Here is a 24,287-nt window from a genome sequence, read left to right as displayed (position 1 = left end):
TCCACCGCGCTGTGAGTTGACGGAGCGGCGCCCTGCGGGGCGCCGTTTCCGTTTCAGCGGTGGCGCAGGCCGCGATACCTCACGCCCGCGAACGTGCCCTGGTCGCGGCCCGCAGTCCGGCGAGCGCGAACACCGCCAGCCCCGCCCAGATCAGACCGAAACCGACCAGCTGGCGGTGCTCGAACGCCTCACGGAACACCAGCACGCCGACCAGGAACTGCAGGGTGGGGGCGATGTACTGCAGCAGCCCGACCACCGACAGCGGGACCCGACGCACGCCATAGGCGAAGGCGATCAGCGGGATCGCACTGACCGCGCCGGCCAGCACCAGCAGCGCATCGTTGCCCCAGCCCCAGCCGGAGAGGAAGCCGCCGCCGTGGCCGCTCTCGGCCCAGAGCACGCAAACCAGCGCCGGCAGCACCATGAACAGGCTCTCCACACCCAGCCCGGCCACCGCCTCGACCGCCACCAGCTTGCGGATCAACCCGTACAGGCCGAAGGTGATCGACAAACCAATCGCGATCCACGGTGGCCGCCCGCTTTGCCAGGTCAGCCAGGCCACGCCCAGCGCGGCCAGCGCCACCGCCAGCCACTGCAGCTTGCCCAGCCGCTCGCCCAGCACCACTACGCCCAGCACCACGCTCAGCAGCGGGTTGATGAAATAGCCCAGGCTGGTTTCCACCACGTGGCCGGCGTTTACCGCCCAGATGTACAGACTCCAGTTGGCACCGATCAGCAGGCTCGACAGGCCCAGCAGCCAGAACCGCCGTGGCGTGGCCCAGACCTCCCGCAACCAGCCCCAGCCACGCACCAGACCCAGACCGCCCACCAGCAGCACCGCGCTCCAGACAATGCGGTGGGCGATGATCTGGAACGAGGGCACGTCCTTAAGCAGATGCCAGTACAGCGGGAACAGGCCCCAGATCACAAACGCCAGGGTGACAGCGAGCAGGCCGTTGCGGTGGTCGCCGGTGGTGTTCATGCGCGGCGGATCCGGGCCAGGGTGATGACCACGACGCCGGCCAGGATCACCGCCATCGCACCGATATCGGCGCTGCTGAAACGCTCATGCGCGATCCACGCGCCCAGCGCCACGGCGATCACCGGATTGACGTAGGCATAGCTGCTGGCCAGCACCGGGCGCACGTTGTGCAGCAGCCACACATAGGCGGTGAAGGCGATGATCGAACCGAACACGGTCAGGTAGCCCACCGACAGCACGCCCTGCAGCGTGGGCAGCGCGTCGATCCGCTCGCCGCGCAGCAGGCCGCCGGCCACCAGGATCACGCCGCCGCACAGCATCTGCCCGGCGGCGGTCATGAATGGCGATGGCAGGTCGCGTCCGCGCGACCAGATCGACCCGGCGGCCCAGCCCAGCGGTGCGATCAGCAGGAACACCAGTCCGTCCGGGGTGGCGGTCAGGCTGCTGCCGGCGTTGAGCCACAGCACCCCGGCAAAACCAATCGCGATGCCCAGCCATTCACCGCCGGTGGCCTTCTCCCCGCGCAAGGTGGAAAACAGTGCCATCCACAGCGGCACCGAGGCCACCGCCACCGCCGCCAGGCCCGAGGACACTTCGCGTTCGGCCATCACCACCATGCCGTTGCCCAGGAACAGCAGGCACACACCCATCACCGCCAGCGTCGCCCATTGCGCCCTGGTCGGGGCGGCCACACCGCGCCAGCGCAGCAACGCATAGAGCACGCTGCCAGCCACCACGAAGCGCGCGCCGGAGATCACCGACAACGGCGGCAGGCCGCTTTCCAGGGCCAGATGGATGCCCAGATAGGTCGAGCCCCAGACCACGTACACCAGCAGCAGGGCGAGGACGACAAGACCACCGCGCGGGGCGGGCCGTGCGGAAACGGGAGCGGACATGGGCAGAACCGGCGGGGGACCGCGCCATTTTAGGCCACCACCGGCCCCCCACTGCTACCGCTGCCGCAACGCCGGGTTGCAATAGCGGCGCAGGGATGGGCGATCAGCGCCGCGCCGCGTCGCTGGCCTCACGTGCGGCCTCGAACTCCGCGCCCGGCTGCCACTGCGGCCACTGCCGGCTGTTGGCCAGTTCCAGCCCCAGGTCGTAGACCAGCAGCGTGTCGGCGGCCAGCCCGCGTGCATCCCACTGCGGCGACCACGCATCGCAGGCCTGGTGGTAGCAGCTGGCGAAGTAGGCATCGCGCAGCGCGCGGCCGGCCGCCACGCCACCCTCGCGCTTGTCCAGCCCCGCCCCCACGGTGATCGCCGGCACGCCCTTGCGGGCGAAGGCGAAGTGGTCGGCACGGTAGAAGAAACCGGCTTCCAGATTCGGATCGGGCGACCAGTGGCGGCCACGCGACTTGGCCACGCGGTCGATATCCTGCTCGAGCGAGACGCGGCCATTGCCCCAGGTGGCGATATCGGCGGTTTCCCCGTCCGGGCTGAACATCTCGATGTTCAACACCGCCGCGGTGGTTTCCAGCGACGCCAGCGGATGGGCGGCGTAGTAGCTGGCCCCGAGCAGGCCTTTCTCCTCGGCGGTCAGCGCGATGAAGTACAGCGTGCGCTGCGGCCGTGGGCCGGCGGCGAACACCCGCCCCAGCTCCAGCAGCGCGGCCACGCCGGTGGCGTTGTCGATCGCGCCATGGCGCACGGTCTGGCCGCTGGTGTCGGGCTGGCCGATGCCGAACGCATCCCAGTGCGCGGAGAAGATCACCGATTCGTGCGGATGGCTCGCGCCTTCCAGCCTGGCCACCACGTTGCGGGTCACCACCGGCTCGCGCTTGAGTTTGAAGCTGGCCGACAGGCGCGCATCGCCCAGCGCCACCGGCCGGAAGTCGGCACGCATCGCCTTGCGCTTCTCGACCTCGAAATCCAGCCCGGCAGCGGCGAACAGCTGCTCGGCCAGGCTGCGCTGCATCCAGCCACGCAGCGTGGTGTGCTGCGCCATCGCCTCGGCCTGGCTGCGCTGGATGTCAAACAGCGGCGAGGTGCCCGATGCCTTCACCGTCGCCCACGGATACGCCGCCGGCGCGGTCTCGTGCACGATCAGCACGCCTTCGGCGCCACGGCGCGCGGCCTCCTCGAACTTGTAGGTCCAGCGGCCGTAATAGGTGACCGCGCGGCCATCGAACGCCCCGGCCATATCGGCCTCGAAATCGGCATCGTTGATCAGCACCACCGCGATCTTGCCGCGCAGGTCCACGTCCTTGTAGTCGTCCCACTGGCGCTCGGGCGCAGTGATGCCGTAACCGACAAACACCAGCGGCGCATCGCGCACCTCCACGGCCGCCTGCGGACGCAGGCTCTGCAGGGTCACGTCCTCGCCGTTGACCAGTTTCCGCGCCGTGCCACCGAGCCTCAGTTGCGCGGTGACCGGCCCGTCGACCTGCGCGCGTACCAGCGGCACGTTCTGCACCCAGCTCCCGTTTTCGCCGCCCGGCTGCAGACCCGACGCACGGAATTGCTCGACCAGATAGTCCACGGTGCGCTGTTCGCCGGCGCTGGCCGGCGCGCGGCCCTCGAATTCGTCCGAGGCCAACACCCGCACGTGCCGGGACAACGCTTCGGCATCGATGCCGCCGCCGGGAAGGTCGTTGGCCGCATGGGCGATGCCGCCGGCAAACAGGCACGACGACAACAGCAGAATGCGCATCGGATTCACAGCGGACACCAGCGTTCGACAGAGCGGCGATTCTATCGCGTGCGGTGTCTGTTTAATGAGGGGGCCACGCCACCGCGCAGATCGTTGATCGCCACAGCCGTGCACTGCACTCCACTCCAGCCTTCAGCGGCGGTCGCGGTCCAGCCAGCATTCCAGCCCCTGGGCATTGAGCTCGATATCCATGCCCAGCACCTGCAACACCTGCACCTCGTCCAGGGTGCTGCCGTGCCGGCGCAGCCGCGCCACATACAGCGCGCCCAGCGCCTGCACCAGCAGCCGGTGGCGATCGGCGTGACCATCGCAGCGGCGGGCGATAGCCACCATCGCGTCGATCTGCGCGTGCAGCTCGGCCGCCAGTCGCGCCGGCTGCTCGACGCGGCCGTAGTGGTCAGGTACATCGCCACCGGCGCGCGCGCCATCAGCCGCTCGATCGAGGCATGCAGCGCCTCCGGCTCGAACTGCACCGGCGAGGAGGTCGGAATGATGAACGGCCCGGCGTCACTGTCCAGTTCGCGATAGGACAGGCCGAAGGTGTCGCCGGTGAACCAGCTGCCGCTGGCCGCATCCCAGATGCAGTGGTGATGGCGGGCATGGCCGGGGGTGTCCACGCACAGCAGCTCACGCCCGGCCAGCGACACGCGATGGCCATCCTCGGCCACCACCACGCGCGCGGCCGGCACCGGCACGATCGGCCCGTAGCTGCGCGCCATCTCTTGCTCGCCATAGACCGCGGCGGCACCGGCAATCAGCCGCGCCGGATCGATCATGTGCGCCGCGCCGCGCGGATGCACCACCAGCTGCGCGTTGGGCAGGTGCTGCAGCAGCGCGCCGGCACCGCCGGCGTGGTCCAGATGCACATGGGTGAGGATCAGCCAGTCGATATCGGCCGGCTGCAGTCCGGCCCCGTGCACCGCGGCCAGCAGGCTCGGCAGCGAATGCGTGGTGCCGCAATCGATGAACGCGCCGCGTCCCCCGTGCACAAGCAGATAGGCCGCATCGAAATGATCGCGCTGGAACGCGGTGTCGATGGTGTGGATGCCAGGGTCGACGGACATCGGGCAGCTCCGGGAAGGCGATCTTCGATCCTGCCAGCCGTTGCCGGCCGCTTCCACTGCACCTTGGTCGCAGCCGCCGGATCAGTGCACGAGCACCCGCGGGCGCAGCAGCAGCGCCAGCACCATCACCGCCAGGAAGCCGCCATAGGCGTACAGCACCGCCAGGATCTGCTTCCACAGGCCCGCGGCCCCTTCCGCCGCGCCCACCCGGTAACCCCACAGCATGAAGCCGGTGCTGACCAGCAAGGCCAGCCCCAGCATCACGGCATCAAACAGCCTGCGGGCGCGATGGCGCGGCTGGCGCGGAAACCACCAGTACAGCGCGCCCACCACGCAGAACCAGGGAAAGAACAACAACAACGACAACCAGGCCATCGACGTGCTCCTTCCAGGTAACGGGTCAATCCTTGGCGGCGGCCTCGCGCAGCGCGGCCAGCGCGGCCAGCACCGGCTCCACTTCGCCTTCGACCTTGAACAGCTCGCTCTGCAGCGCATCGCCCTGCTCGGCCTGCTTGAGCACGGCGATCAGCTGGCCGGCATCGCGTGGCGAGTCGAAGCCTTCGCTCTGGATCAGCAGCTGGCCGTCGCCATCGAGCAGCTTGAAGTAGAAGCGGCCGTCCTTCTCGCGGTACTGCTTGAACAACGGCAGCGCCACCTTGGCCACCGCTTCGGCCTTCGCCGTCTGGCCGATGGTGGACAGGTCGCGCAGGCCCACCGCTTCGCGCAGCTGCTTGAGCAGCGGAATGGCGAACTGCTCGCGCAGCTGCTGGCCGCGCTGGCGCAGCAGCGCCTCGATCTTGGCCGGCTCGGCCATCAGCGCGTTGTAGCGCTCGCGCAGCGGCGCCAGCTCGGCGTCCATGCGTTCGAACACCTGCGCCTTGGCCTCGCCCCAGGCGATGCCGTCGGCGAACGCCTGGGCGAACGCGGCGGTCTGCTCGGCGCTGGCGAAGGCCTGGTACATCTGGAACAGCGCCGAGCCCTCGGTGCTCTTGGGCTCGCCCGGCGCACGCGAATCGGTCAGCACCGAGAACACCAGTTTCTTCAGCTCCTCGCGCGGGGCGAACAGCGGAATCACGTTGTCGTAGCTCTTGCTCATCTTGCGGCCGTCCAGGCCCGGCAAGGTGGCCACCGCCTCGTCGATCACCGCTTCCGGCAGCACGAAATAGTCCTTGCCGTAGACATGGTTGAAGCGCTGGCCGAAGTCGCGCGCCATCTCGATGTGCTGGATCTGGTCGCGGCCGACCGGCACCTTGTTGGCACCGAACACCAGGATATCGGCGGCCATCAGCACCGGGTACATGTACAGGCCGGCGGTGACACCGGCGTCCTCGTCGACGCCTTCCTCGCGGTTCTTGTCCACCGCCGCCTTGTAGGCGTGGGCGCGGTTGAGCAGGCCCTTGCTGGCGACCGTGGTCAGGTACCAGGTCAGCTCGGTGATTTCCGGAATATCGCTCTGCCGGTAGAACCACACCTTGTCCGGGTCCAGCCCCGCGGCCAGCCAGCTGGCGGCGATCTCCAGGGTGGAGCGCTGCACGCGCAGTGGATCCTGGGTGTTGATCAGGCTGTGCAGGTCGGCCAGGAAGAAGAAGCTTTCCGTGTCGGCAGCGCGGCTGGCGGCGATGGCCGGGCGGATCGCCCCCAGGTAATTGCCGATGTGCGGGGTGCCGGAGGGCTTGATGCCGGTAAGGACGCGGGTAGTCATGAACGCAAGGGTGACAGAGGAATGAACCCGGCCAGTGTAACCCCGCCGGTCCCCGTCGCCGCCCCCATCCGCGTGTTCGACGGGCCGTTCACTGCCCGGGAGCTGGCCATGCACGGTCTGTGCGCCCGCGTGTTGTGCGGCATCGCACCCTGTGGGGCTCCAAGTCCGCGGCGGACCGCGAGGCGAGCCGCCCCGCCTGATGCGGGACTTCGTACGTGCCGCGAGCGGTAGCACCGGCATCCCATCGCCGGTAATTCCTCCCGGAGGTCCAGTACCGATCAACGCACCCACACCCGCCCTGCGTGCCCTTACAGGAAGGGCCGCATCGCTGCGGCCCTTCTTCAATCACCTGCGCGAAGGCGCTCAGTGGTAATCCGGATATTCCTTGTGCAGGGCCTTTTCGAAATCACGCACCTCGCTCTCAGCGCGATCCTTGGCCCAGCCATAACGTTCCTGCAGGCGCCCGCTCAGATATTCGGCGTTGCCTTCGGCCACCTTCATGTCGTCATCGGTGATGTCGCCCCACTTGGCCTGCACCTTGCCCTTGAGCTGGGTCCACTTGCCGGAAATGATGTCTTTATTCATTACGTTGCTCCTTTCGGGGGATACGCGGTTGGTTCGCGTGGGACCACCATGGCAGCGACGATGTTGGCATCAGGTCCACGCTTCGTTGGCCCATGCTGATGTCGGTGAACGATGCTTCAGCTTCAGCTTCAACGTCTGACCTCGTATAACGCAACAAGGCCGGCAGTGCCGGCCTTGTTGCTTGAACTCGAACAGGTACCTGCCGGATCAATGACCCTTGGCAGCATCCTCGACCTTCTCACCGGCCTTCTGCACATCCTTGCCGGCACCGGCAACCGTGTTGCAGGCCGACAGCATCGCCATCGAGAACATCGACACCAGCACCAGAGCAACCAGACGCTTCATGTTTTTCTCCTGTTGTGAGTAGACACCCAAGTCTTGCCGCAAAGCACTGCCGTCAGCACTTGCCGTCACTGCAATCGCCGGCCTTGTCTTCCACCTTCTCTCCCGCCTTCTGCATATCCTTGCCGGCACCGGCAACGGTGTTGCAACCACTGAGCATTCCGACCGAAAACAGCCCCAGCAGGGCCAACATCAGCACTCGCTTCATCCGACTTCTCCTTTGCATCTGGCGGGAGCCGGCGGCGGACATCCGCAGCCGACCTGCCCGCAGGTGCAGGTGAATCTGGCGAGTGCGCTGTGCAGTGGGCGTGAACAGCGGCCCGGTGCGTTCAGGCTCAGCCCCGCATCAGCGTGGACTTTCCGAACAGGCTTTCCACCAGATCCACCGCCAGCTCGGCGGTCTTGTTGTGGTGATCCAGCAAGGGATTGAGCTCGACGATGTCCAGCGATCCCATCAGACCGGTGTCGGCGATCATTTCCATCACCAGCTGTGCTTCGCGATAGTTGGGACCACCGGGCACCGTGGTGCCGACGCCGGGCGCGATGCTCGGATCCAGGAAATCCACATCGAAACTGACATGCAGGTGGGTATTGGCGTCGATGCCGGCCAATGCCTGCTGCAGGGTGCGCTTCATCCCGGTCTCATCGATATAGCGCATGTCGTAGACATCGACGTGGTGCTGCTTGATCAGGCGCTTTTCCTCGGCATCCACCGAACGGATGCCGATCTGTCGCACCTGCTGCGGCGAGATCGCCGGCGCATTCCCTCCCAGCCGGGTCAACGCATCCGGGCCCAGTCCGCACAGGCAGGCCACCGGCATGCCGTGGATGTTGCCTGAGGGCGTGACCTCGGAGGTGTTGAAATCCGAATGCGCATCCAGCCACAGCACGCGCAGCTGTTTGCCCTGCTCGCGGCACCAGCGTGCCACCGCGGTGATCGAGCCGATGCCCAGGCAATGATCGCCACCGAGCATGATCGGCAGGCGTCCATCGGCCAGTTCGGCGTAGGTCGCCTCCATCAGCGCCCTGTTCCAGGCCACCACTTCATCCAGATGCCGGTAGCCGTGCACCGGCCCGCTCCAGGGATTGCGCGGCCCCTGCAGATTGCCCACATCACGCACCTCCACACCGCGCGCGACCAGGGCCTCCGGCAAGCCTGCAATGCGCAGCGCCTCGGGCCCCAGACGGGCTCCGCGATGGCCGGCCCCCACATCCGTGGGTACCCCGATCAGCGACACGGGACGAAAAACGGCCATACCGATACCTCCATTGCAAATCAGCGCAGTCTAGCGAGCAGCCGCACGAACGCCTCGCGGCAGCGCAGCAGGAGGCAAACGGAAGGGAAGGGTGGTGCCGCTTATCCGAATCGAACGGATGACCTACTGTTTACAAGACAGTTGCTCTACCAACTGAGCTAAAGCGGCAAGATTGTGCGTCCGGCGAGCCATTGCAGCCGCGCGGACAGTTTACGCCATCACAGCGCGCAAACCCGCCGGATCACTGGACCGGCGGGGCGCCATTCTAGCGTAGCCGGGTGCAATCCAGCGATTGTTGTTGCGCCGCGCCGCTGCGCTGCGCCAGCACCGCGGGGCTGGAGCCTGCCGCCACGCTCGCATCGATCCACCAGCTGGGCGGCGTTTCACTGCCATTGGCGACCAGCCTGGCGGGAAACCCCGCTGCCGTCAGCGCCGCCTGGCGGCGCTCGGCGCCTTCGCGATTGCGGTACTGGCCCAGCGCCACCGCATTGGCATCATCCCCCTGGGCGATGATGAAGTAGTCACTGAAGCCGGCCTCGACAATACGCTTGACGGTGGCCTGGGCCTCATCGCGGGTGGCCGCTGCCGGGATCAGCACGCGATAACCGGATGCCGCCTTGCCCGGCACCTCACGCAGCCGCGCGCGTTCGGCCACCGCCCCCAGCCTGGACAGCGCCCCCTGCGCCTGGGCCTGGGCGGTGAACGGCCCCAGACTCAGACATTGCGCCGGTGCCCGGGCTTCAGGCGCGGCCGGTGCGGGTGCAGAAGCGGCAACAGCGGGCGGGGCAACCGCCGCCTGTGCTGCGTTCGCGGCGGCAACCAGCGCGGGCTCGGATGGGCCCGGCGCGACTTCCGCAACAGGCGCGGCGGCCGGGGGTACCGCCGGCGTGGGCAGCAGCTCGAGCGAGGCCACGCCCGGCTCGTTATCGGCAGGCAGTGGCGCGGTCGCTGACCGCGGCGTCATCCACCACAGCGCGACCCCCACGTTGAGGATGGCCAGTACGACAATCAGGAAGCGGATCAACATGGGTCGATCCTAACGTTCCAGCACGGGCTGATGCACGGCCCAGCGTGCCAGTCCGTCCAGCACCAGTGCCGGGCGGTACTCGGCTGGCGGCAGCAATGGCAGCAACGGGGCCGCCCCGCCGCCATGCACCAGCAACTGCGGCGGCACGCCGAGCAGCTCCGCGCCAAGGCGCAGGCTGCGCTCTACCAGCGCCACGGCAGCCCCGTCACAGCCCGATGCCAGGGCGTCGGCCGTATCGTTGGCGAACTCGGCGTAGTCACCGCCACTGGCCGGCAACTGCGCCGCACGGGCATGCAGGGCCTGCCGCATCACCGTCGGCGAGGCACCGATCCGGCCACCGCGGTGCAGCCCATCGCCATCCATGAGATCGATCGTCAGTGCGGTTCCAACCCCCACCACCAGTACCGGCTGGCGCGCACGCGCGGCGGCCAACAGGGCGAGAAAACGGTCCACGCCGAACTTTTCCGGACGCGCATAGGCAATGCGCACACCGGCACATTCGACCTGCGTGCGCGCCACCTGTACCCGCGCGAAGCGGGCGTCCAGCACCGTCATCACCTCGGCCGTCAGCGTGCTGGCCGCCACGCTGGCGACCCACGCGGTACCCCCCCGTGGCAGCGCCTGCAGCGCGGAGGCGGTCATCGCCTCGGCACCGTGCGCCCAGGCCTGCACCGGACCCACGCCGCCCTCCACCAGCTGCGCGAACTTGAACCGCGAATTGCCCAGATCGAACAACCAGTCGCTCATGCCGCCCTCACGCTGACTTCGCCGGCATGGAAGCAGGTTTCCCGCCCGTCGATGCGCACCCGCAGCGCGCCATCCTCGGCCAGTCCGCAGGCGTGACCCTCATGCAGCACGCCGGCCTCCTCGATCCGCACCACCCGTCCGGCCAGCACGTCCATCGCCGCATAACGCGGCAGGAACGGCGCCAGACCCTGCTGTTCGAACAATTCCAGCGCCGGCAGCAATCGCGACAGCAGCGCGGCGACCACCGCATTGCGCGAGACCGGCGCGGTGCCGAGCGTTTGCAGATCGATCCACGGCTGTCCGATATCCGCGGCCACCGCCGGGGGCATATGCACATTCAAGCCCAGTCCGATCACCGCGCGCGCCGGACCGGCGAACTCGCCACCGCCCTCCACCAGCAGGCCGCCGAGCTTGCGCCCGTCCACCATCACATCGTTGGGCCACTTCAGGCCGGCGCCGGTGAACCCCAGGGCATGCAGCGCCTCCACCGTGGACACGCCCATCGCCAGGCTCAGCCCGCCCATCCGCGACAGGCCTCCGGGAAACGCGCGCGACAGCGACAGGTACACATGTGCGGCCAAGGGCGAGGCCCAATGCCGGCCGCGCCGTCCACGGCCACCGGTCTGGCGCTCGGCCAGCAGCACCTCCACCCCGCGCCCAGGCGTGCTGCGCTGCAGCAATTCGCTGTTGGTCGAGGCCACCGTCCAGCCCACCTGCAGATCCGCCAGCAGATTCGCCACGTCCGGCGCCAACGCCGCGCGGATCGTCGCAGCCGACAGCAGCTCCACCGGACGTTCAAGCCGGTAGCCGTCGCCCGCGCGGCCGTCAATCGCCACGCCAGCCGCGCGCAGGCCCTGGATACGCTTCCAGACTGCGGCCCGGGTCTGCCCCAGCTCGCGGGCCAGCGCATCGCCGGAAAGGGGCCCGGCCCCCAGCTTGGCCAGCAGTTCGCGGTCATCCACGGCAGCTATTCCTCGAAACAATCGGCGAAATTATGCGGGATGCCCGGCAGGGCGCCCAGCACACGAACCAATTCAGGCAAAAAAGCAGGCTAGAATCGGGAGCTCGCCCGCTCTGGATGTTGTCGATGCGCCACCTCGCACATTGCCTGATCCTGTTGTTGACGCCGGTTGCAGCGCAGGCCTCCGAAGCGCTCAATGGCTCCAGCAACACCGGCTGCACCTACGCTCCCAGCGAAGTGGAGCGGGTTGCAGTGCCAGCGGCATCGGTGAATCTGGCCAGCGGCGCGCCAGCGCCGGCGTCAAAGCGCACCACACCGCCGGCCGGCGGTGGCAGCGATGAGGAAATCATCCCCCGCCTGCGCGCACCGAAGTGGCACCGCCTGCTGCCGGGCATGTTCCGCTGATCCCTGGGTTCGGGCGCTGGTGGCAACGCCCGCCACCTCCGGTTGATGACGCGCTTTGGCTGCAGGTCCGCGAGGCTTGCCCGTGGGTGCGGCCGCTTGTCCCGCAACGCGAGCGCCGCCTGCGCGAGCTGGTCGCGCGGTTCCTGCAGCGGAAAACCATCACCGCGGTCGCCGGGCTGGAACTGGATCCGGCCCAGCGCCTGCTGCTGGCCACGCTGTGCTGCCTGCCACTGATCGAGTTCGGTGCCGAAGGCCTGCACGGCTGGTCCGAACTGGTGGTCTATCCCGATGCGTTCCGCGTGCGCCGCAGCCATCTGGACGCGGCCGGCATCCTGCACGAATGGGATGACGAACTTATCGGCGAGGCGTGGGACAGCGGTCCGCTGATCCTGTCCTGGGCCGATGTGCAGGCCGATATCGCCGATCCGCAGGCCGGGTTCTGCGTGGCCGTGCACGAGATGGCGCACAAGATCGACCTGCTCGATGGTGCGATGGATGGCACGCCGCCGCTGCCGCGGGAGTGGCAGAAGCAGTGGGCGCGCGATTTCCAGCAGTGCTATGACCGTTTCTGCCGGCAGGTGGACAACGGCGAGGACACCGCTGTGGATCCGTATGCGGCCGAAGCCCCGGAGGAGTTCTTTGCGGTCGTCAGCGAGTACCACTTCTCCGCACCGCAACTGCTGGAGCAGGCGATGCCGGCCGTGGCCGCACACCTGCGCCGCTTCTATGGCCCGTCGCCGTTTGCCGACGTGCTCGCCGCCCTCGACGGCGCCTGAACCTCACAGCCCCGGCGGCAGCGTCACTTCGAAACGGGCCCCGCCCAGCTCGGCCGAGCGCTTGACCTGCAGTTCGCCGCGATAGTCCTTGATCAGGTCCTGCACGATCGACAGGCCGATGCCATGGCCCTGTACCCGCTCGTCACCGCGTACACCGCGCTGCAGCACCTTGGCGATATTCTCCTCGGCGATGCCCGGGCCATCATCGTCCACCGCCAGCTGCAGGCCGGCGCGGCGTCCCGGCGCGGCGGGGATCGGCTTGGCGGTCAGCAGCACGCTGCGGCGCGCCCACTTGAACGCGTTCTCCAGCAGGTTGCCGAGCAGCTCCTGCAGGTCACCCGGCTCGCCGTAGAAATTCACGCCCGGGGCGATATCGAACTCGCACAGCACGCCCTTGCTGGCATAGATCTTCTCCAGCCCCGGCACGATATCTTCGGCGGTGGCCTCGATCGGCACCGGTGCGGAAAACAGCTTGTGGCCCGAAGAGGCCGCGCGGGCAAGCTGGTAGGACACCAGGTTGTTCATGCGCTGCAGCTGCACGTCCAGTTCCTCGCGCAGCGCGGCGGCGTCGGCACCACTGTCCAGCTGCGTGCGCAGCACCGCGATCGGTGTCTTCAGGCTGTGCGCCAGATCGGCCAGCGTATTGCGCTGGCGGTCCAGGTTCTCGCGTTCGCTTTCGATGAAGGCGTTGATGCTTTCGGTCAGCGGCTCCAGCTCACGCGGATGCCTTTCACTCATGCGGGCGCGCTCGCCGCGCTGCACCTTGGTCAACTCGTTGATCACGCGCTTGAGCGGGCGCAGGCTCCATTGCAGCACCAGGGTCTGCAGCAGCAGCAGGATCAGGCCGGTGACACCGAGCCAGAACCACACCGCGCCGCGGAACACCCGCAGCTGAGCACCCAGCGCGCGCGAATCTTCCAGCACATAGATGGTGTAGGGGAACTCGGCTTCCGGCGCGCCGTCACCGCCCCAGACCAGCCCCAGCCCGTAGCGGTAGACCTCGCCAGGCGTGCCGTCGATCTGGGTCATCGGCAGCGGCCCTTCGAACACCTCCTGACGCGGATCAAGCAGGTGGCCGCTGACTTCCGGCAGGATCGGCCCTTCGGCGGACATGGAATTGCCATGGTCGCCGGGCATCACCACCTGCAGGTACAGGCCGCTGCCGGGCACATCGAAGCGCGGATCCGGCGGCTGCTCGCGGATATACAGCGAGCCGTCGCGGGTGAAGTCGATGCCACCGGCATAGGCGGTGGCATAGTTTTTCAGGCGCTCGCGCAGATTGGCCCGCGCGGTATCGGCGAAGGCGGCGTCAAGCGCGTAACCGGCCAAGGCCAGGAACGCGATCAGCCCCACCGACGCGGCCAGCAACTGGCGCGCCTGCAAAGAACGAGGCCGCCAACGCTTCAACAGCCACTGACGGCCCGTCATATCGCACCGCCCCTGACGGGGCTCAGCCTTCGTTACGCGGAATCGCGAACCGGTAACCGCGGCCACGCACGGTTTCGATCGGCTTGAGTTCGCCGTCCGGATCGAGCTTCTTGCGCAAACGGCCGATGAACACTTCCAGCACGTTCGAATCGCGATCGAAATCCTGCTGGTAGATGTGCTCGGTCAGATCCGCCTTGGACACCAGCTCGCCGGCGTGCATCATCAAGTACTCGAGCACCTTGTATTCGTAGCTGGTCAGGTCGACATTGCTGCCGCTGACACTGACGGTCTGCGCTGCCAGATCCAGCGCCACCGGGCCACATTCCAAGGTTGGCTTGGACCAGCCGGCGGCGCGGCGCAGCAACGCGTTGACACGCGCCAGCAGCTCTTCGACATGGAACGGCTTGACCAGGTAGTCGTCGGCGCCCTGCTTCAGGCCCTCGACCTTGTCCTGCCAGCTCGACCGCGCGGTCAGGATCAGCACCGGAAACTTCTTGCCCTCGTCACGCAGCGCCTTGATCAGCTCCATGCCCGACATCTTGGGCAGACCCAGATCGATGATGCCCACGTCGAACGGGACTTCGCGGCCCATGTACAGGCCTTCCTCGCCATCCTGCGCCGCATCCACCGCGAAGCCTTCGCGCTTGAGGCGGGCTGCCAGGGTCTCCCGCAGCGGGGCTTCGTCTTCGACCAGAAGGATACGCATGAACTCTCCCTAGTAACTTGGGCCGGCTGTGGGCCAGCATTTTGATGCGGAACGCGGGCGATTATCGCTGTTCAGGAGTTATCGCCGCGTGGTGGCGGATCGGCCCGGCGCGAACCGCGCGGGACCGGCGGCGAGGGATCGTCCATATAACGCACCCGGCCGCGGTCATCCATGTATTTGACGCGATTGATATCGCGGCCATCGTAGGGCACGCGCTCGGCACCGAGAATGCGGCCACCGGTTTCGCGCTGCACACGACGCACCGCATCGGACAGCGAGCGGCCATTGGCCTGCATCCGGGGTGCGTTGCGGGCCACTCCGGCCTCGTTGTTGGCGCCGCGCGCCTCCGGGCGCTGTTCCTGTGCCGTGGCCGGCGCCACGACCGCACCGGCGGCAGCCAGGGCTGCAGCAACGACGAGGGGGAAAACATGACGGCTGGCCGGAAGCATGCGGTGATCCTATCGGACTGCGACGGAACGTTCAAAAATCGTGAATCGCGGGTCCAGAAAAACTTCCAAGGAGCTCACGAAATCGAGGCAAATAATTGATTTTTAGGGGTGAATCCGATCTGAACTCGTCCCCGCCTCCACCGGCCGCGTTCAGCTAGATGACCGAACCAACACCACTTCCAAGGTCATGCGGCGCGGGCGGCCTGTTCGCGGGTCACCTGCAGCGCTTGTTCGATCAGCGCCCAGTCCGCGCCCGGACGGTGTGCGCCTTCGCTCAGCACCTGGCGGAAACCGCGGCCACCGGGCTGGCCGTGGAACAGCCCGAGCAGATGGCGGGTGATGTGCTTGAGCGCCAGTCCCCGCCCGAGCTGGGCCTCGATATACGGACGGAAGGCGGTGAGCAGCTCTTCCCGCGGACGCAAGGCCATGCCGGTCTGCGCCGCCTCCAGCGCATGCAGCACATAGGGGTCGTGATAGGCCGCGCGCCCCAGCATCACCCCGTCAACCCGTGCCAGCTGCGCCTGCGCGGCCTCGACCGTGGCGATGCCGCCATTGAGTACCACCGGCAACGCCGGACGCTCCTGCTTGAGCCGGTACGCCCACTCGTAGCGCAGCGGCGGAATCTCGCGGTTCTCCTTCGGCGACAGGCCCTTGAGCCAGGCGTTGCGCGCGTGCACCACGACCATCGCCGCGCCGGCGGCGACCTGGCGGTCGACGAAGGCGGCGAATACCGCATAGTCGTTGTCCTCGTCCACGCCCAGCCGGCACTTCACCGTGATGGGAATCTCCACCGCCGCGACCATCGCCGCAACGCAATCGGCCACCAGTTCCGGCTCGCGCATCAGGCAGGCGCCAAAGCGCCCGGCCTGCACCCGGTCCGACGGGCAGCCGCAGTTGAGGTTGACCTCGTCATAGCCCCAGTCGGCGGCAATGCGCGCGGCCTGCGCCAGCAGCGCCGGTTCGCTGCCTCCCAGCTGCAGCGCCAGCGGCTGTTCGCTGCCATCGAAGCCCAGCAGACGCTCGCGATCCCCATGGATCACCGCATTGGCATGCACCATCTCGGTATACAGCCGCGCACCCGGCGCCAGCAGCCGGTGGAAAGCACGGCAATGGCGATCGGTCCAATCCATCATCGGGGCGACACAAAGCCTTATTCCCTCTAGAACGTATGGCCTGCGGGGGTTATCGCCAGATTTGACGAGGGATTCGGTCTGCTGCATTGCTGTCGTATTTCCGGGGGTTTCAGGGCATTACCGCTGCGACGGTGCTACATTCGGGGCTACAGAAACAGGCTTGTAGCACCATGGGATCGATCCTCGCCCGCCGCCGGGCCACAGGCGCCACATCTTACACAGCGACTATCCGGCTCAAGGCCGATGGGAAGATTACGCACCGCGAGTCGGCGACCTTTCCAACGCGTGCGCTTGCAAAAGAATGGCTTACCCGCCGTGAAGCAGAGCTGGCCGGCCAACGTGCGCGCGGGGAGGTTGTCGGTACCCGCATGACGGTTGCCCAGATGATCGACTGGTACTCCGGCCAGATGGCTGCCGATAACCCATGGGGGCGCTCGAAGAAGGCGGACCTGGCCCGCATTGGAAAAGGCGCCATAGCCGATAAGCGGGTTGACCGCCTCACACGCGCTGACTTCATCGCCTACGCCCAGGGACGCCGCCAGGAGGGTGCCGGCCCGGCCACGGCCGCCAACGATCTGATCTGGCTCCGCCAGGTGCTGCGCGCAGCACGGGTTGCCTTGGGCGTGCCGGTGCCGCTTCAGGAGCTGGACGATGCGGCCGAATACCTGCGCCAAAATCGCATCATCGGCAAACCGAAGGAGCGCGACCGGCGGCCCACTGCCGCGGAACTGGAGAAGCTGGCCGCGTATTTCAGCCACCGTGACGTGCGCGCCGAGATCCCGATGCTGGACATCATGCATTTCGCAATCCACAGCGCTCGGCGACAGGAAGAGATCACGCGTTTACGCTGGGACGATCTCGATAGATCGACGGCCACATGCCGCCTCCGCGACTTGAAGCACCCCACGAAGAAGCTCGGCAATGACAAGACGTTCAAGCTGACTGCCGAAGCCCTGGCCATTATTGAAGCCCAGCCGCGCGGAAACGAGCCATTGATCTTCCCGTTCAATCCGAAGTCGATCGGCGCTGCATTCACCCGGGCCTGCCACGTCCTGGAGATCTCCGACCTGCGCTTCCATGATCTGCGGCACGAGGCAACAAGCCGACTGTTCGAAGCCGGCTACAGCATCCAAGAAGTCTCCCTTTTCACGCTGCACGAAAGCTGGGCGACGCTGAAGCGCTACACCAACCTGCGGCCGGAGCAGCTGGCGCACCGGTAGCCGTTGCAGCTGAGTCAGGCTGCGATGCGATGCTCATAGAACGGATGCCGCTTGTCATCGAAGATCGCGTAGAGCTCGCCGAGATTCCCTGGGTCGGGATTGAGCCACGCGTCGATGTGCTCGGGCTTGATGTTGATGATGGTGCGGTCATGCCCGGCGGCGGCCACTTCGGGCTCTGGGTCATCAGTGATCGCGGCGAATGAAAGCAGGTCCGGCTCCAGGCCTTTCGGATCCGTCCAGTGCGACCACAGGCAGGCCACCAGCATCGGCTCTCCCGTTCGGGGGGTGAACTGCAGCACCTGGTTGCCAGCCGGCCCCTCCACATTTTCGTAGAAGGTGTTCACCACCATCAGGCCATGGCTGTGGCCAAACTGGCCCTTCCAGAACCCCTCCAGGTTGTCGCGCCGGGCGTTGTAGGTTCCGGGGTACTTGCGATCGTAGACCGCCGGCTTCCCCGCGGGCCGGCACTGGTAGCGCATCGGCCGCACTACCCTCTTGCCGCCCTCACTGACCAGCACCAGCCCATGCGCCCCCGGGAAGATCCGCCCGTCACCGGGCTTCGCCGTCGTCCGTTTGATATCCGCGAGCTTTGTCCTGCCTGCGGCAATCTTGTTCGTGGCGATACGGACATCCTCGCGCGCCTTCACCGTCTCCTTCGACAGAAGTGAGCGCTCGGCATCCGCCAACCGCCTGGACTGCTTGAACAGGTCCTGCTCTAGCTTCGCGACCTGCTCGGCGTTGAAGCGCTCGATCAGCTCCCGAACCTGCTGCGCCTCTCCCGTTGTTGCATGCATGAATGGGGTATCCATGCCCTTCGGAATCTTGATCTTGGCGCCGGCGCCGCGATCGCCATAGAGGATCACGAAGTCCTTGATGCTGATATCGGCGCCGTACTTTTCGACGTATTCACGATAGTCCTGCCATGCCTCGGCGGAAAAGCACATGGGAAGCTCCAGGGAGAGGGCATCTGACGATAGCGCCATGCAGGTAAACGGACCGACACCGCCCCGGGCGTTAGCAATTGTACTAACATTCTCCGCCCGTCTCGCTTTTTGAGACAGCGCCCCGCGAGAGTTCGCGCCATGTTGCACGCTCCCCCACCAATCCCCAACGCTCGTTTTCTGGGCCCGGCAGTTATCGATGGCCCTGCGCAGTCGGTCCCCATGGCCGGCGCCCGTGCCCTGCTGGGCTTTCCTTCCCCGGCCGAGGATTTCCTTGACGACGGCATCGACCTGCATCGCCTGCTGATCCGTAATCCGGCGGCCACATACCTATATCGGGCAGACGGCTGGTCGATGATCGGCGCAGGCATCTGTGATGGCGACATCCTGGTTGTCGACCGCTCCGTTCAACCGCGAGCCGGCGATATCGTGATCGCCGTGTGGGATGGGAATCAGCCCACCTGCAAAGTGCTCCAGACCTTCGAGCACCACATCGAGCTGCACTCAGCCAACCCAGAGTACCCGCCAATCCTCCTGGCGCCAGGCACTGAAGTGGAGGTGTTCGCAATGGTGGGCCTTGCCCGCCAGATCATCCGCAGGCCGCGCCGTGGCCGCTGAGCTGTTGCAGGATCTCCGCGAGCTGGCAAAACAGCTGCCGCCCGCCCCAGGGGTCTACACATTCCACGGCGAGTCACCGCTTCCGCTCTACATCGGCAAGAGCGTGAACATTCGCGGCCGCGTGCTCGACCACATCCGTACGCCGGACGAGGCCCGCTTGCTCAGCCTGACCCGGCGGTTCTCCTTTGTGCGCACCGCCGGTGATATCGGCGCGCAGCTGCTGGAGGCGCAGCAAGTGAAGCTGCAGCAGCCGCTGTTCAACAAACGCCTTCGCCGTAACAAATGGCTCTGCACGATCACGCTACAGGCCGGTGAGCTGTGCATCACCGACGTACACGATGCAGGGGACACAGCATCGTTTGGGCTGTATCCCAGCCGGTTCGCCGCAGTAGAGGCCTTGCGTGAGATCGCCGACACCCACCTGCTCTGCTACAGCCGCCTGGGCATCGAGAAGCTCCCGGCGGGCCGCACTTGCTTCCGTCATGCGCTCAAGCGATGCGCCGGCGTGTGCTGTGGAGCTGAGCCGGAAGATGACCACCGGCAGCGGCTTCTGGCAGCGCTCATTGATCGCCACGTGCACGCATGGCCCTACCCCGGCGCTGTCGGCATCGTCGAAAAGTCCGACGAGCTCCAGCAGATCCACGTCGTCCGAAACTGGCACTACCTCGGCACCGCGGACACGCTCGCGAAAGCCCGGAAGCTGGACCAGCCATCCGCCTCATTCGACCGGGACTGCTACCGCATCCTGGTGCGGCCGCTGATCACCGGCGCTGCCGAAATCCGGGAGCTGTGATGTTCGCCCTGGTCGACGGCAACAACTTCTACGCCAGCTGCGAGCGCGTGTTCCAGCCGTCGCTGCGCGGCAAGCCGCTGGTCGTGCTCAGCAACAACGATGGCTGCGCGATTGCCCGATCAGCTGAAGCCAAGGCACTCGGGGTCAAGATGGGGCACCCCGCCCACGAGTTGAAGGACCTGGTCCGCCGGCACGGCCTGCAGATGCGGTCAGCGAACTTTGGCCTGTATGGCGACCTGAGCGCCCGCGTTGTCTCGATCCTGCGTGATGCTGCACCACGTGTGGAGGTCTACAGCATCGATGAGAGCTTCATCGACCTGACTGGCATTCGGCTGCGCGAGCAGTTCGCACGGGACTTGCGCACGCGGGTGCACCGCTGGACCGGCATCCCCAACTGCATCGGCATCGGCCCCACGAAGACGCTGGCCAAGCTTGCCAACAAGTTGGCCAAGAGCGGCACCGGCGTGATGGACCTCGGCGATCCTGCCGTGTGCCAAGCGGCCATGGCCGACTTTCCCGTCGGCGATCTATGGGGCGTGGGCCGCAAACTGGCACCGAAGCTGGCCGCACGCGGCATCAACACGGCCGCACAACTGCGTGACGCCTCAACCGATGACATCCTGGCAGCCTTCGGCGTCACGCTTGCGCGCACGCAGCGTGAGCTGCAGGGGCACCCCTGCATGAGCATCGAAGAAGTGGAGCCCGATCGGCAGCAGATCGTCGTGAGCCGATCATTCGGCAGTCGCGTTTCTGATCCGCAGGCCCTGCATGAAGCGCTGGCCACTTTCGCCGTGCGCGCCTGCGAGAAGCTCAGGGCGCGCGGCCTGGTGGCCAGCGGCGTCCAAGTGTTCCTGAACTCGGATCCATTCCGCCCAGAGCTGCCGCAGCACCACCCAGCCCGCGCGGCGAATCTCTCGGCTGCCACCGCTGATACCACGATCATCCTGCGATGCGTACGCCAGCTATTCGAGGGCATGGTTCGCAGGGGCATCGACTACAAAAAGGCGGGCGTCGCACTGCTGGATCTCGCGCGACCGGAGGCGCTGCAGCAGGATCTATTCACCCCGGCGACGGTGGGCAACGACCGGCTGATGGACACGCTGGACGCGATCAACCGGAAGTTCGGCCGCGGTACCGCTGGGCTCGGCGCAACCGGCTGGCAGGCAAAACCGGAATGGCGCATGCGCCAACACATGCTTTCACCCAGTTACACCACCTCCATACACCAGCTGCCGCGCGTGCGCTGCTGAGCGTGAACAGCCACGATTGACCTGATCATAACGGCCAGCCGGCATAGGATCCCCTCATGACCACCAAGCTGACCCGAGAAGAGCTGGACCAGTGGCTGCAGGATCTGGCTTTGCGCATGAAGCCGGAAGCAGAGACCGCGCTGGCCGGAGATATCGCCGAAATTGTTGCAGGTGAGGTCGAAGTAATCGAACCGCGCGTCGCCATGGTGGATTTCGACCACTTCCATGACCAGGTAAGCAGCCTTATTGAGGAGCTGGCTTGCGTCGGAGCGGGCAAGGCAGATGAGCCAACAGCACGCTGATTACGAACTGGCGTTCAACGAGATCAGTCACGCGCTCGAGCAGTACGGGGAAGCGCCGCAGTTCTGGGAGATCTGCGACGAGGTCGAAGAGCGGCTTATCGACCAGTATCCGGAGGACGAAGTCGCAATCATCGAGCTGGTCGCCACCTGGCTGGTCAAGCTGGGCGTGCACCCGGAGGGAGAGCTCCAGGGCTTTGTATAGCCACCAATACTGCAGCCAGCGCCCGGCCCTCTTGGGGAGGTAGGGACCGGGTCGACGCGGGGAATGCGTCGTTGCTGGCCTCCAGCAGCTCCGCATCCCTGCGGTAGCCCGGTGGGTGGATGGCCTGGCTGGAAGCCGGCACCGCCGTTGCTGGCAGCCCAACCTTCCCACACCTGCACCGCTTCTGATATCAGAAGAGTCAGCAGTGACATGTCAGGGAATTCCTACCCATATAACCAACACCGCTCGTAATGCTTTATGGCCTACGGCGTCGGGATGTACTCCGCCGTGTGCCGGTACACCTGCAGGCTGTCCAGCCCGTCGCGCTGGCTCTGGATCTCGATGCGCAGCGTCCCGGCAGCGGCTGGGGTGTAGCTGCTGGCACTGCCCACAATCCCGGCCTCGGCATGGACCTCGACGCCGTCAAGGATCCACCGCACGGTGTAGGTGGTGCCCGGCTCCGGGCCGATGCTGGCCACGGCCTGGTCGACCAGCTGGTCGGCCTGGGCCTTGCGGTCGCGGTGTGCCCAGACCACGTCCACCTGCCCGGTCAGGGCCGGCGGCCATGCTTCGCCGTTGAACGTCACCGCTGCCGGCGGGTACGGCCTCACAGCTCGCCGAGCGAACTCGACCGACATGGCTACGGCATCAGCCGGGTCCAGCTGGGCGACGGCGGTGTTGGTCAGCAACTTGATATCGATCGCCTCGCCATCCGTGTACTCGGTCATGTTGCTGCTGGCCGCCTCGTCGTACACCCAGATCCGGCTGCCGGCCACGTGCTCAACCGGCACCGTATCGGCACAGCCGCGGCCGACCGTAACCGTGCCCGCCTCAGTGTCGATCGCATCGATGCGGACGACCTCGCTCTCCCACAGCGCGGCCGCACCCAGCGTGACCTGGCTGGCGCGGCCGACGCCGGCGACCGGAATCACCGTCTGGCCAACGGGCACGACATCAACCGCCGGATCGCCTGCAACCACCGCCACCGGGCACCAGTCGCCGGTCATCTCCACCAGGTAGTCCCCACCGGCCGGCGCCACGGCCAGTCCATAGTTCTGGCCACCCTGCGCAGGCTGGTCAGCCATCGCCAGCAAGTAGCCCACGTCGGCGGGCAGCGCGTCGAGGTTGGCCCGGTCCAGGCGCTGCACCAGCTCAATGTAGGGCGCCTCCATCGCTACCTGAGCAGTGATGGGATAAGGCGTCGGGTCGGGGCTGGTATCGATGCCGCTTTCCACTTCGACGAACGAGGTCTGCGGCAGGCTGTAAATGTCCTGAGCGGCAGTGATCTTTACTGCACCGCTCTTGAGCGTACCGGCCTGCTTTTCGCCCAGCAGGCACACCATGTCGGCGATGCGACGCTTCTTGGATTGCAGCCGAAAGTAGTTGTTCGGCCGCAGCGCCCGAACCGAGTCCGGCATGCAGGTCAGCTCAAAGGCTATCGTCGGGGTAACGGTATTGCGCAGGTCGCGCTCGGCGATGATCAATGCCAGTGCAGCACTCGGAATCTCTGGATAGCTGGCGGTCTGGTGGATCACGCCGAAGGCGTCGATCAGGCCCAGCGCCTGCACGGGCGGCGTCGTGACGCTCTCCTTCCTGCATGGGTCGAAATACTTCACGCTGACGCTGTTGATCGCGCCATCCAGCACTGAAGGTTGCGCCGAGAAAGACAGAATGTCGTCGTCGGTGATGACCGGAAGGCTGTCCAGGTCGTAGTCGCCACGGGCGAGGTCCAGGTAGTACTGCCCATCGATCAGGCTTCGGCTGACGCTGCCGCCGATCAGGTTGCAGATGCGCTGCTCGAACTCCTCCAGGCTCTCCGCGGCCGGATCAAATGAGGTGCAGATCCCAAACCCTTCATCGAACAGCTTGTCGGCGCAAGCCCGGTAGCTGGCATCGTTGATATTCCCACTCGGCTCCCGGCCGATCTCCGAATGTGTGCGCGCGTAGTACAGCGCATGGGCCGGGTTCATGGCCCAGTTGTCGGTATTGAGGAAGGTCCACTGCACACGTTGTTTGCGAGTCATGCTCACGTGGAGCAGCGGCTTCCCTGGCACAGTCAGCGGCGAGCCACCGTCACCGAGTAGCGGTGTATGTTCAATCTGGAACCGCTCACGCTGCTGCCGATAACGCAGCACGCCCCCCCGCACGTAGCTCAGGATGATGTCGGACGCGGCGATGTTGAGATCACGGGCATCATCAAGCGTGAGCATCGGATAGAGATGGTCGGCCGGCAGCGAAGTGGTTTCCATGCCCGGCCTTGTTGCGTCGTACCAGTACAGCAGCGCACCACTGATGCCGCCCACCGTGAGATTCGGATTTCCGTTCTGATCGAATGCAAGCGTGACCGCATTGACCGGCTCAGCATGGGTGTAAATGACCACTTCCGGCACACCATCCGCAGATAAAAGCACCTGCTTTTTATCTGCACGCGCCGTCCACAACTTCACAAGCAGCCCCTGCGACGGATCCTGCACCGCCACCGGCCCCCACTGTTGCGATACATCAGCCCTGCCGGACCAGGGATTCAGTGGCGTCCCTGCCACTGCGGAAGATGAAAGCCGCCCTTCAGGAATCATGGCATATTCGCCATCGCGAGCCGGAACGTCAGACTCATCTGCCTCGCTGCGGTTTTCGGCAGCGGCGGATCAAACAGGACTTGCCAGACACCTCCGCTCGAAAAGCTGAGCTGAACAATGTTCGTGCTGTTCGCATGATTCCCCCGATCCGGTGCCCACGACATTGCGTA

The 24,287-nt window shown here is 66.3% G+C and carries 26 protein-coding genes, 1 tRNA gene and 1 pseudogene; 8 read left to right on the top strand and 20 right to left on the bottom strand.

Annotation, left to right across the window (positions count from 1 at the left end; translation table 11 throughout):
• Window positions 1-79 precede the first annotated feature (79 nt).
• The 14 genes and pseudogenes from rarD to birA form a co-directional block, all read right to left on the bottom strand.
• Complete coding sequence (rarD, locus tag ARC78_RS04830; RefSeq protein ID WP_057505842.1) at window positions 80-982, bottom strand: EamA family transporter RarD; 903 nt, start codon at window positions 980-982, stop codon at window positions 80-82.
• Window positions 979-1,878: a drug/metabolite exporter YedA gene (yedA, locus tag ARC78_RS04825; RefSeq protein WP_057505841.1), complete on the bottom strand. Its 900-nt coding sequence runs from the start codon at window positions 1,876-1,878 to the stop codon at window positions 979-981. Before yedA ends, rarD begins: the two co-directional genes overlap by 4 nt.
• 103 nt (window positions 1,879-1,981) lie before the next feature.
• Entirely contained in the window at window positions 1,982-3,634 is a 1,653-nt protein-coding gene (locus ARC78_RS04820) for a M28 family metallopeptidase (RefSeq protein ID WP_057505858.1), read from the bottom strand.
• Window positions 3,635-3,766: 132 nt separating this feature from the next.
• Window positions 3,767-4,698 (bottom strand): annotated as a pseudogene (locus ARC78_RS04815) (MBL fold metallo-hydrolase).
• 81 nt (window positions 4,699-4,779) lie between these two features.
• Window positions 4,780-5,073: a hypothetical protein gene (locus ARC78_RS04810; RefSeq protein ID WP_054659624.1), complete on the bottom strand. Its 294-nt coding sequence runs from the start codon at window positions 5,071-5,073 to the stop codon at window positions 4,780-4,782.
• Window positions 5,074-5,098: 25 nt separating this feature from the next.
• Window positions 5,099-6,400: a tryptophan--tRNA ligase gene (locus ARC78_RS04805; RefSeq protein ID WP_057505840.1), complete on the bottom strand. Its 1,302-nt coding sequence runs from the start codon at window positions 6,398-6,400 to the stop codon at window positions 5,099-5,101.
• A 363-nt stretch (window positions 6,401-6,763) separates the two neighbouring features.
• Window positions 6,764-6,985: a CsbD family protein gene (locus ARC78_RS04800; protein WP_054659626.1), complete on the bottom strand. Its 222-nt coding sequence runs from the start codon at window positions 6,983-6,985 to the stop codon at window positions 6,764-6,766.
• 207 nt (window positions 6,986-7,192) lie between these two features.
• Window positions 7,193-7,330 (bottom strand): entericidin A/B family lipoprotein, encoded by a 138-nt coding sequence (locus tag ARC78_RS04795; protein WP_054659628.1) that lies wholly within the window; start codon window positions 7,328-7,330, stop codon window positions 7,193-7,195.
• Window positions 7,331-7,382: 52 nt separating this feature from the next.
• The gene (locus ARC78_RS04790; protein ID WP_054659629.1) at window positions 7,383-7,535 is read right to left on the bottom strand and encodes an entericidin A/B family lipoprotein; all 153 of its coding nucleotides are present in this window, start codon (window positions 7,533-7,535) and stop codon (window positions 7,383-7,385) included.
• Between the two features lie 127 nt (window positions 7,536-7,662).
• Complete coding sequence (gene rocF, locus ARC78_RS04785) at window positions 7,663-8,583, bottom strand: arginase (protein WP_054659631.1); 921 nt, start codon at window positions 8,581-8,583, stop codon at window positions 7,663-7,665.
• Window positions 8,584-8,675: 92 nt separating this feature from the next.
• Window positions 8,676-8,751, bottom strand: a tRNA-Thr gene (locus tag ARC78_RS04780).
• A gap of 97 nt (window positions 8,752-8,848) precedes the next feature.
• The gene (locus ARC78_RS04775) at window positions 8,849-9,610 is read right to left on the bottom strand and encodes an SPOR domain-containing protein (protein WP_057505839.1); all 762 of its coding nucleotides are present in this window, start codon (window positions 9,608-9,610) and stop codon (window positions 8,849-8,851) included.
• Between the two features lie 9 nt (window positions 9,611-9,619).
• The gene (locus tag ARC78_RS04770) at window positions 9,620-10,357 is read right to left on the bottom strand and encodes a type III pantothenate kinase (protein WP_057505838.1); all 738 of its coding nucleotides are present in this window, start codon (window positions 10,355-10,357) and stop codon (window positions 9,620-9,622) included.
• Window positions 10,354-11,319 (bottom strand): bifunctional biotin--[acetyl-CoA-carboxylase] ligase/biotin operon repressor BirA, encoded by a 966-nt coding sequence (birA, locus tag ARC78_RS04765; protein WP_054660191.1) that lies wholly within the window; start codon window positions 11,317-11,319, stop codon window positions 10,354-10,356. The genes ARC78_RS04770 and birA overlap by 4 nt, the downstream gene beginning before the upstream one ends.
• A gap of 125 nt (window positions 11,320-11,444) precedes the next feature.
• On the opposite strand from birA, the gene ARC78_RS04760 reads away from it, so the two are divergent.
• Both ARC78_RS04760 and ARC78_RS04755 read left to right on the top strand, forming a co-directional pair.
• Window positions 11,445-11,723, top strand: a complete 279-nt coding sequence (locus tag ARC78_RS04760; RefSeq protein WP_241772665.1) for a hypothetical protein — start codon at window positions 11,445-11,447, stop codon at window positions 11,721-11,723.
• A complete protein-coding gene (locus ARC78_RS04755; protein WP_054660195.1) occupies window positions 11,690-12,499 on the top strand; it encodes a M90 family metallopeptidase in 810 nt (269 codons plus the stop codon). The genes ARC78_RS04760 and ARC78_RS04755 overlap by 34 nt, the downstream gene beginning before the upstream one ends.
• A gap of 3 nt (window positions 12,500-12,502) precedes the next feature.
• Here ARC78_RS04755 and ARC78_RS04750 read toward each other — a convergent pair whose 3' ends face one another.
• The 4 genes from ARC78_RS04750 to dusA form a co-directional block, all read right to left on the bottom strand.
• Window positions 12,503-13,927, bottom strand: coding sequence for an ATP-binding protein (locus ARC78_RS04750; RefSeq protein WP_057505837.1), 1,425 nt, complete (start codon window positions 13,925-13,927; stop codon window positions 12,503-12,505).
• A gap of 22 nt (window positions 13,928-13,949) precedes the next feature.
• Window positions 13,950-14,633, bottom strand: coding sequence for a response regulator transcription factor (locus ARC78_RS04745; RefSeq protein ID WP_053520384.1), 684 nt, complete (start codon window positions 14,631-14,633; stop codon window positions 13,950-13,952).
• 71 nt (window positions 14,634-14,704) lie between these two features.
• Window positions 14,705-15,082 carry a PepSY domain-containing protein gene (locus ARC78_RS17120; RefSeq protein ID WP_425478350.1) on the bottom strand — a complete coding sequence of 126 codons (378 nt, stop codon included), beginning with the start codon at window positions 15,080-15,082 and terminating at the stop codon, window positions 14,705-14,707.
• A 185-nt stretch (window positions 15,083-15,267) separates the two neighbouring features.
• Window positions 15,268-16,302 carry a tRNA dihydrouridine(20/20a) synthase DusA gene (gene dusA, locus ARC78_RS04735; RefSeq protein WP_057505836.1) on the bottom strand — a complete coding sequence of 345 codons (1,035 nt, stop codon included), beginning with the start codon at window positions 16,300-16,302 and terminating at the stop codon, window positions 15,268-15,270.
• A gap of 83 nt (window positions 16,303-16,385) precedes the next feature.
• Between dusA and ARC78_RS04730 the strand changes: the two genes are divergently transcribed.
• Window positions 16,386-17,435 carry a tyrosine-type recombinase/integrase gene (locus ARC78_RS04730; protein WP_054658869.1) on the top strand — a complete coding sequence of 350 codons (1,050 nt, stop codon included), beginning with the start codon at window positions 16,386-16,388 and terminating at the stop codon, window positions 17,433-17,435.
• 14 nt (window positions 17,436-17,449) lie between these two features.
• On the opposite strand, the gene ARC78_RS04725 is transcribed toward ARC78_RS04730, so the two are convergent.
• The gene (locus ARC78_RS04725; RefSeq protein WP_054658870.1) at window positions 17,450-18,379 is read right to left on the bottom strand and encodes an SOS response-associated peptidase family protein; all 930 of its coding nucleotides are present in this window, start codon (window positions 18,377-18,379) and stop codon (window positions 17,450-17,452) included.
• Between the two features lie 219 nt (window positions 18,380-18,598).
• On the opposite strand from ARC78_RS04725, the gene ARC78_RS04720 reads away from it, so the two are divergent.
• Genes ARC78_RS04720 through ARC78_RS04700 form a run of 5 tightly spaced genes read left to right on the top strand, consistent with a single transcriptional unit; the run spans window position 18,599 to window position 21,541 of the window.
• A complete protein-coding gene (locus ARC78_RS04720) occupies window positions 18,599-18,994 on the top strand; it encodes a LexA family protein (protein ID WP_338062222.1) in 396 nt (131 codons plus the stop codon).
• 34 nt (window positions 18,995-19,028) lie between these two features.
• A complete protein-coding gene (locus ARC78_RS04715; RefSeq protein WP_199398894.1) occupies window positions 19,029-19,787 on the top strand; it encodes an endonuclease in 759 nt (252 codons plus the stop codon).
• Window positions 19,787-21,037, top strand: a complete 1,251-nt coding sequence (locus ARC78_RS04710) for a Y-family DNA polymerase (protein ID WP_054658872.1) — start codon at window positions 19,787-19,789, stop codon at window positions 21,035-21,037. The genes ARC78_RS04715 and ARC78_RS04710 overlap by 1 nt, the downstream gene beginning before the upstream one ends.
• A gap of 56 nt (window positions 21,038-21,093) precedes the next feature.
• The gene (locus ARC78_RS04705) at window positions 21,094-21,339 is read left to right on the top strand and encodes a hypothetical protein (protein ID WP_054658873.1); all 246 of its coding nucleotides are present in this window, start codon (window positions 21,094-21,096) and stop codon (window positions 21,337-21,339) included.
• Window positions 21,320-21,541, top strand: coding sequence for a hypothetical protein (locus tag ARC78_RS04700; RefSeq protein ID WP_054658874.1), 222 nt, complete (start codon window positions 21,320-21,322; stop codon window positions 21,539-21,541). The genes ARC78_RS04705 and ARC78_RS04700 overlap by 20 nt, the downstream gene beginning before the upstream one ends.
• A gap of 263 nt (window positions 21,542-21,804) precedes the next feature.
• Here the strand turns inward: ARC78_RS04700 and ARC78_RS04695 are convergent, their stop codons facing one another.
• The gene (locus tag ARC78_RS04695; protein ID WP_054658875.1) at window positions 21,805-24,021 is read right to left on the bottom strand and encodes a hypothetical protein; all 2,217 of its coding nucleotides are present in this window, start codon (window positions 24,019-24,021) and stop codon (window positions 21,805-21,807) included.
• Between the last annotated feature and the right edge of the window lie 266 nt (window positions 24,022-24,287).

The organism is Stenotrophomonas pictorum JCM 9942 (genome assembly GCF_001431585.1).
Lineage (GTDB): Bacteria > Pseudomonadota > Gammaproteobacteria > Xanthomonadales > Xanthomonadaceae > Stenotrophomonas > Stenotrophomonas pictorum.
Note: the sequence above shows the minus strand (reverse complement) of the source record. Positions and strands in the feature narration are given on the sequence as shown.